Origin of the sequence: Burkholderia cepacia (genome assembly GCF_001039005.1) — a bacterium.
GTDB lineage: Bacteria > Pseudomonadota > Gammaproteobacteria > Burkholderiales > Burkholderiaceae > Burkholderia > Burkholderia theae.
Genome location: NZ_LDWR01000096.1, coordinates 108,485 through 115,237 on the forward strand (window position 1 = coordinate 108,485; position 6,753 = coordinate 115,237).

At 68.6% G+C, this 6,753-nt stretch carries 7 protein-coding genes; all 7 read right to left on the bottom strand.

Features of this window, described 5'->3' with window-relative positions; genetic code table 11:
• Positions 1–187: 187 nt before the first annotated feature.
• Positions 188–2,167: a hypothetical protein gene (locus VL15_RS37445; RefSeq protein WP_155420390.1), complete on the bottom strand. Its 1,980-nt coding sequence runs from the start codon at positions 2,165–2,167 to the stop codon at positions 188–190.
• Positions 2,168–2,344: 177 nt separating this feature from the next.
• Entirely contained in the window at positions 2,345–3,082 is a 738-nt protein-coding gene (locus VL15_RS37450) for a hypothetical protein (protein ID WP_196319672.1), read from the bottom strand.
• Between the two features lie 248 nt (positions 3,083–3,330).
• The gene (locus tag VL15_RS37455) at positions 3,331–3,786 is read right to left on the bottom strand and encodes a CesT family type III secretion system chaperone (protein WP_048251934.1); all 456 of its coding nucleotides are present in this window, start codon (positions 3,784–3,786) and stop codon (positions 3,331–3,333) included.
• An 85-nt stretch (positions 3,787–3,871) separates the two neighbouring features.
• Positions 3,872–4,078 (bottom strand): hypothetical protein, encoded by a 207-nt coding sequence (locus VL15_RS37460; RefSeq protein ID WP_048251935.1) that lies wholly within the window; start codon positions 4,076–4,078, stop codon positions 3,872–3,874.
• A 145-nt stretch (positions 4,079–4,223) separates the two neighbouring features.
• Positions 4,224–4,466, bottom strand: coding sequence for a hypothetical protein (locus VL15_RS37465; protein WP_048251936.1), 243 nt, complete (start codon positions 4,464–4,466; stop codon positions 4,224–4,226).
• Between the two features lie 17 nt (positions 4,467–4,483).
• Positions 4,484–5,746: a hypothetical protein gene (locus tag VL15_RS37470; protein ID WP_053077789.1), complete on the bottom strand. Its 1,263-nt coding sequence runs from the start codon at positions 5,744–5,746 to the stop codon at positions 4,484–4,486.
• Between the two features lie 141 nt (positions 5,747–5,887).
• The coding region (locus VL15_RS37475) for a hypothetical protein (protein ID WP_230684614.1) at positions 5,888–6,753 on the bottom strand (866 nt) is incomplete at its 5' end.

Below are 6,753 nucleotides of genomic sequence, written 5' to 3' on the forward strand. Positions count from 1 at the left end.
GATCGCGCGCGCGGCGGCGGACCGGCGAGGGCGTGAGGTGTTGACCGCATCGGCATCCGCTGCCGCACACACCGCTCGACTTATAGCAAGCAGGTGCCGTGTGGCAGCGGCGGCGTCTGAAGCGTCGTCGTCGAACCCGAAGCTGCGCCGGATCGATCGCGGGCGCGATCGCAACCGGTTGTTGGATTCAGCGCTGCGTCGCCGCATCTTCCGGGCGTTGCTGCACGGTCCCGGGCTCATCCGTTGCGGCCGGCGGTGCGTGTTCCGCCGGCGCGGCTTCCGGATCGAGGGCCGCAACCGTACGGCGCGGCGACATGCTCGTCATGAAGACGTAGGACACGAACATCAGGCCGATCGATAACCCCGCGATCGTGTTCGTCAGATAATCGCTGTCCCTCGGACTCAGATGGGCGGCGGGCCCGGCCCTGCTGAATACATCGAGGAACGGGTACAGGATCACGAATAGCGACTCGAGCGCGAGCGTCGATCCCGTCGCCCGATCCTCGACGTCATTGCGTGTCACGCCGCCGACCACCTCGCGTCCCGCCCAGTTGTTGATGACATCCTTGCCGAACGGAACGTGCACATGGGTCGTGAGCCGGACGTCCTGCACCGCGCGCAGAGCAGGCCTCAGGCCATCGGCCAGGTGGTCGTAAAAGGCCGTGAGCGCCGGGTACACCAGCGCGTTGATTACTTCGCCCGCAGCGTTGGCGGCGGCAAACGCGCTGAAATGGCCGAACGCGCTTTTCGCCGAGCTGGCCAGCGCGGCCTCGCTCGTGCCCGAATAGGCGGCGCCCGTCCCTTGCAGCGTGAAGATCGGGATCTGGCTGACGCCATAGACCACCATGTTGGTGAATACCGCGCGGCCGTTCGCGTGTTGCAGCGACGGGTCGCGATTGTCTGCCGGCCGGATGAACAAGCCGATCGCGCCGAGGCTGGCCGAATACTCGGTCGCCTTGATCAGCAACGCCGTTGCTTTCCCGAGCCCGCCGGTGTTCCCCGCAATCGCCGCCGCGGCCCCGAGCAACGCGATATTGGACGCCTGCGCCGAACGGGTCATCCAGTTGCCCCGCCCGTTGACGCGTTGCTGGACCGCGACGAGCGCGTTGAGCATCCCGACCCCGGCGACGATGCTCGCGGACACGGCGACTTTCACGGGTTCCGACACATGCTCGAGATTTTTCGCGGCGAGTTGCCCGACCACTTCGCGGATGGCCGTCGCCAGATAGTAGATCGTGCCTTCGCGCGCCGTCGCATGCAGCACGTTGGCAGTCCAGCCGATGCCGGTCGTGGTCGCCGTGTTGCTGAGCAACTGCCGGAGCAGGCTGACCTGTTCCGTGATCTGCGCTTCCTGTTGCTCGATGCTGTCGGTGGATGGGGTGGTTTCCGGCGGCGTTGTTGCGCGTGCGCGTGTCGACTGAACTTCGGCACCCGGTGCGGGCGTGTCGATCGGTGTCGGCGGTATGTCGGTCGTTTCGATCGTTTCGGTCGACTCGTCTGGTGTGTCGGCAAGAATGCGTTGCGGCACGATCGGAACCGGCGGCGCGTTGGGGAAATTGCGGTCGATTCGCGAATTCGGAGTGCCCGCTGCATCCCGCTGCGGCTCGGCCGAAGCGGACGACGCGGATCTAGCGTGCGAGACGGCAGGTTGCAACGGCCGTACGCCGGCGGCAAGCTGAGGCGGCACCATCGGGACGGGCGGGGCGTCGGGGAAATTCCGGTCGATTCGCGAAGCCGACGCATCGGTTGCATCCCGCTGCGGCTCGACGACGGCGGACGGCGCAGAGCGGGAACGCGTGACCGCGGGCCGCAACGGCGACACGCTGGCGGCATATTGCGGCGGCACCATCGGAACCGGCGGAGCCGACTTGAAGCGCCTGTCGATACGCGAATCCGATGCGCGCGTTGCTTCGGATTGCTGCGGAAGATCCCGCTGCCGGTTTTCCATCCGGTTCGCCGACGAAGAGCCGTTCGCGTGCCCCGGATCACGCGATGCCGAATCGGCCGGTGGCGATCGCGTGTCGGACCGGTCCGGCAGTCCTGCCAGCTGCGAAGGCCGGCCGGGAGTTGGCCGCGATGCCGATGGGGCGGGCGGCGCGGAAGGGCCTTCATGGGTCGCGGCGTGATACGGATCGGCGCTTTCGCCGGCGGTTATCGGAATGGTCATCGGCACACTCGGATCAGGTCTCGAAACCCAAACAAATCATGGCGACTGCCGGCGTCGGATCGTTATTGCGGTCACACCCGCACGCGCACGGCATCCATGCGTCCGTAAACAGCTAGAAATGCCGGCGCCGGGGCATGCCGTCAGCCCCGGCGCCGGTTGCTGCCGGCATTGGCGCGATCAATGGCGATCGAATCGGCCGTCGCCATATCCACCGGTCAGCGGCGTCTCAGGCGCCGAGTGCTCCGCGTAGCGCGCCCGGCGCGCTTCGCCTCTCGACTGGCTCGCGCTGATGGTGCCGCCGGTATCGCCGGCACGGGTCCATTCGGAGGTAAAGGCGCGCAACGCTTGCCGCACAGTGCGGAAGAGCTGCCTGGCAGAGCCGATTCGCGCGTCGACAGGAGACGTCGCGAATGTCGGTACGGCCGGTCCCGGTGCAACACCGGCGGGAGGGTGAGGTTGCGGCGCATGGGCCGGTCGCGCCGGATAGGACGCTTGCGGCGCCGGCACGGATCCCGGATGCGGCCGAGCGAACTGCGGCTCGGGATACGCGTGCACCGGCCGCGCACTCACGTTTTGCGCCGGGCCGAATCTGCCGCCCGGCTTGTAATCGGCGGGATCGGGCATGGTCAGCGGTCCCCGCGCCGGCCCGGGCATCGAGTAGGCGCGCGGGCGTCCCGGATACGCGTTCGACGACGGCTCGTGCGGATACGGCGGCATCGACATCGGTCGTTGCGGATAGGGCGCGGGAGGCGTCCGCAGCGCGACGCGCGGCGCGGTGCCGGCCGGCACCAGCACGTCCTGCAGGTTCGGCCCCCGGCCGGATACATTGAACGCGCCCCGCGTGCCGGGCCCTGACGCGGGCCGTTGCAGACCGCCCAGCAGTGCGCCGGGCTGCTGCGCCGACGACGAACGCACCGAACCCTTGCCGGGGGGCGCATTGCCGGCCCCGTCGTGTTGCGACGTCGGGTCGAGGGAAGGGCGCGGGCCGTGGATGATACGCGTGACAGTCATGTGACCTCCGGGGTCAACGGGTTCCGGACCTCAGCATAGGAGTGCCGCCACGCGGATCACGGCACCGAAGCGAAGACGGATAAGCGGACGCGAAGTGTCGTCCCGCCACGTGGCGCCATCCGTGGTTCGACACATTGCGCCGAGGCACGCGCTTACGCGCGCAGCCAGATGAATTCGCCGGTCGCGATCCCTTCGAACATGTCGTCGCTCGATTCGATGATGTTTTGCCGCCAGTACCGTCCGTGCTCGGCATAGTGCGACAACAGGTCGGCGACGGTTTCGCCGGTCACGTCGTCGGCGAACGGCACGCGCACGATCAGCACGATGCCGCCCGTGTCGCTGTCCATGCCGAGTTGCGCCTGATCCTGCGCGTAGATCAGCAGGTTGGCCTCCAGCATCAGCCGGAAGATCGTCAACGTGCGGCCGGCGGTGACCGTGCCGTAGTGAAAATTGACGTAGAGCGCGCCCTGATCGTTGTCGAAGTGATCGAGCCGCACGTCGAAACCCTCGACCTCGATCGTGCGCGTCTGCAGCACGTGGTCGACGTCGGGCAAACCGACGGCGGTGCACAGCTCGCCGATCAACGCGGTATAGATATCGATACTCATCGGCAACACAACCGATAGGAAAAGCCGATCGCGCCGCGACGCGGCCCGATCGGCGAAAAGACGGTGCCGGCTGGCCCCGTCCCGATCACGACGGGCTGGCGGCGTCCTTGATGCCCTTCGCGCCGCCCTTCAGCGCCTCACCGGCCGCCTGCTTGAGCTGCGCATCCGATTGTGCCCCTGCGATCGCCAGGGACTGGTTCGCATTGGCCTCGATCTGTCCGATGATCCCGCCGGAGGCGGCGGCACCGTTTGCTCCGCCTGCGAAACTGCTGGCCAAGTTGCTCACACCCATGACTCACTCCTTTCGACGTGTGGAAAAAGCCGTACGAAGGACCTCGCGGTTGCCCGCGAGTGACTTCCCCGGCAGTCGTTGCAAAACGCGACGGACCGGTGATCCGGCGTCGCGGGATTCCGCGCGCAAGCGCGAAAACCGGGCGCTACTTCGCGAGTTCCTGTTCGCGAAGCTGGGCGACAAGGCGGCTGGCCGCCATCAGCCCGAGATAGATCTTCGAGCGATTGCTGCGGTCGAGGTCGTTGCCGCCCTGTGCGTCGCCGACCGCTTGCGCGCTTTGTTGCAACGCGCGCTCGAGCTCGATCAGCCGCGGCCCCGCGGCGGGATCGGCAAGCAGGTTCTGCAGATTGCCGAAATCCTCGGCGTGGCGTTCGATGGCTTCGTACATGCGATGTCCCCTTGGGTTCAGTGAATCGACGCCGCAGCCACCCGGTCGTCCGACGGCAACGGCACGGGGCTGGCCTGTGCGGCAGGCGACGTGGCGGGCGAGCCCGGCGTGACGGATGCCGCGTCCGGCGCCGATGCGGCGGCCGCGTCCGATGCGCCGTCGTCGGCGGCTTCAGGCACCGGATAGATGTGCTTCACGCCGTCCGGCGTCTCGGCGTACCGCACGTCGCCCGACGAAAGCAGCGCGGTGAACGTCCCCTGTTTCGGTGCCGGCGCCGGAACAGCGATATCGCTCAGCGACACGCGAATCTGCGTGACGCTCTTGTCGAAATCGCCGCGGATGCGCGTCAGCGCGTTCTCGACGCGTTGCCGGTCGGCCACCGCGCCGGACACGGTAAACACGCCATGTCCGTCGTAGGCGACCTGCACGCCGTCGACATCGACGGCATCCCGGATTCCGCGCGCGATGTCGTCGGCCACCCGGTAGCGGCGCACGACGACGCCCGGCTTCAGGTGTTCGAACAGTTGCCGCGCGACATGATCGTCGTTGGCCGAGCGGACCATGCCCGTCACCACCGCACGCGCGGCGCCGTCACCATCCCGCGCCGCGTGCAGTTCGTTCAGGTGCGCGTCGGCCAGCGCGCGGTTCACGCGTTGCTCGAACAGCACGTCGGGCGGCGTGAGCGCGGCGCGGCTGACGTTGGTGGTCAGCACGAAGCTGAGGCCGATCACGCCCGCGCCGACGGCTACGCACGCGGCGACGATGCCCGCATAGCGCAGCCGTTTCAGGCGCGCGGCGCCGCGTTGCGTGTCGTCGCTTTCGTGCGATGCGTGGGCGGGGCCGGTCAGCAGCGTCGACAGCAACGCGAGATCGCTCGGCCACGCGTCGTCCGCCCAGCCGATGCACAACGCGATGTCGTCGAACTGCAGCGGCACGAAATCGACCATCCACACCTTGCAGGGGTCCAGCGGCGCGTCCTCTCGCTCGGTACTCGCTTCGTCGTGAGCCTCGCGTTGAGTCGTGCTGGCCGCTACATCGCCGTCGAGCCGCTGGTCGGCCGGCGACGCGGCGAAAGCGGCCTGCGGATCATCCGCATCGGCGTGCTCGAGCCGCTGGCTGCTGACGGCGCCATTCGGCTCGACCACCAGCAGCACGTCGGCACCGCGCCAGTCGGTGAGCTGGATGTCGGCGTCGTCGTCGACGCCGACGCGATACGCGCCGGGCTCCAGATGGACCTGGGCGCCGGCGTGGTGTCCCGTGAGGATGCGCAGCAGTTTCATGATCACTCGGATCCTTGCGGTGAGGCAGGCGACATGCGTCGAAACGCATCGGCGTCGCGTGCTTTCGATGCTTTCACTGTAGCGACCGACGATGCCGGCGCCGGACCGGCGCGCGAACCGGCGTGCGCGGTTGCGAAGCGCTCAATGCGGCGACGCGGGGAGCGGCGGGGCGTCGTCGTCCTGCCGGTCGCGCGCGTCGTCGCGTTCCGCGCTTGCACCCGCCTGCAGCGAGGCCAGGATGCTGTCCGCACGCGTTGCACGCGAGCCGACCGTCGGCCGCTCGAGCGCGAGCAACTGCAGGCCCAGCAGCAGGTTGAAATGCCGGACGCGGCTCACCGGCTCCGTGGCCGGCGCCGGCAGGTCGGCGTGCCGCGCATCCTCGGCGGCCGCGACGGCACCACGCAACCGGGACCGCTCGACGAGGCGCGCGCGAACCGCTTCGAAACCCGTCGCGCCCGATGCGCCGAGCCACGTGCGCGCGAGCGTGACTTCACGGGCAACGCGATACATCCGGGCATCGAGACGCTGTTCGGGGGCCGCGGCGAGTTCGTCGCGCATCGCAAGCAGCGCGTCGCAACACGCGTCGGCAACGGCCTGTTCGCGCGCGCCGTCGGTTTCGTGATCGAGCGCGTCGTTCAACCAGTCGGGCAACGTCGCGTCGTCCGGCAACGCGGCACCGGTGCCGCGATGGGCGACGCGCAATTTGCCCGGCTCGCGCCGCGCATCTTGTTCCTGCCGTTGCTGTTGCCGGCCTTGCTGCTGCTGTTTCCCGTCCTGCTGCGACGACTGCCGCTCGCCGCCGCCGCGCTGCCCGCCGCGCCCGCCGTCACGGCTGACACGCAATCCCGACAGCGATTTCGGCATCGCGCGCCGGGTCGAGCCGGACGCGCCCGATTGCCGCGGCGCCTGGGCCAGCGTCTTGCGCGACATCGCGAAGCTGGCCCGCTTGCCGGCATTTTTTCGCCGGGCCTGCGCGAGGCGCGCCCGCAACTTGCCGGCGCGAAGCT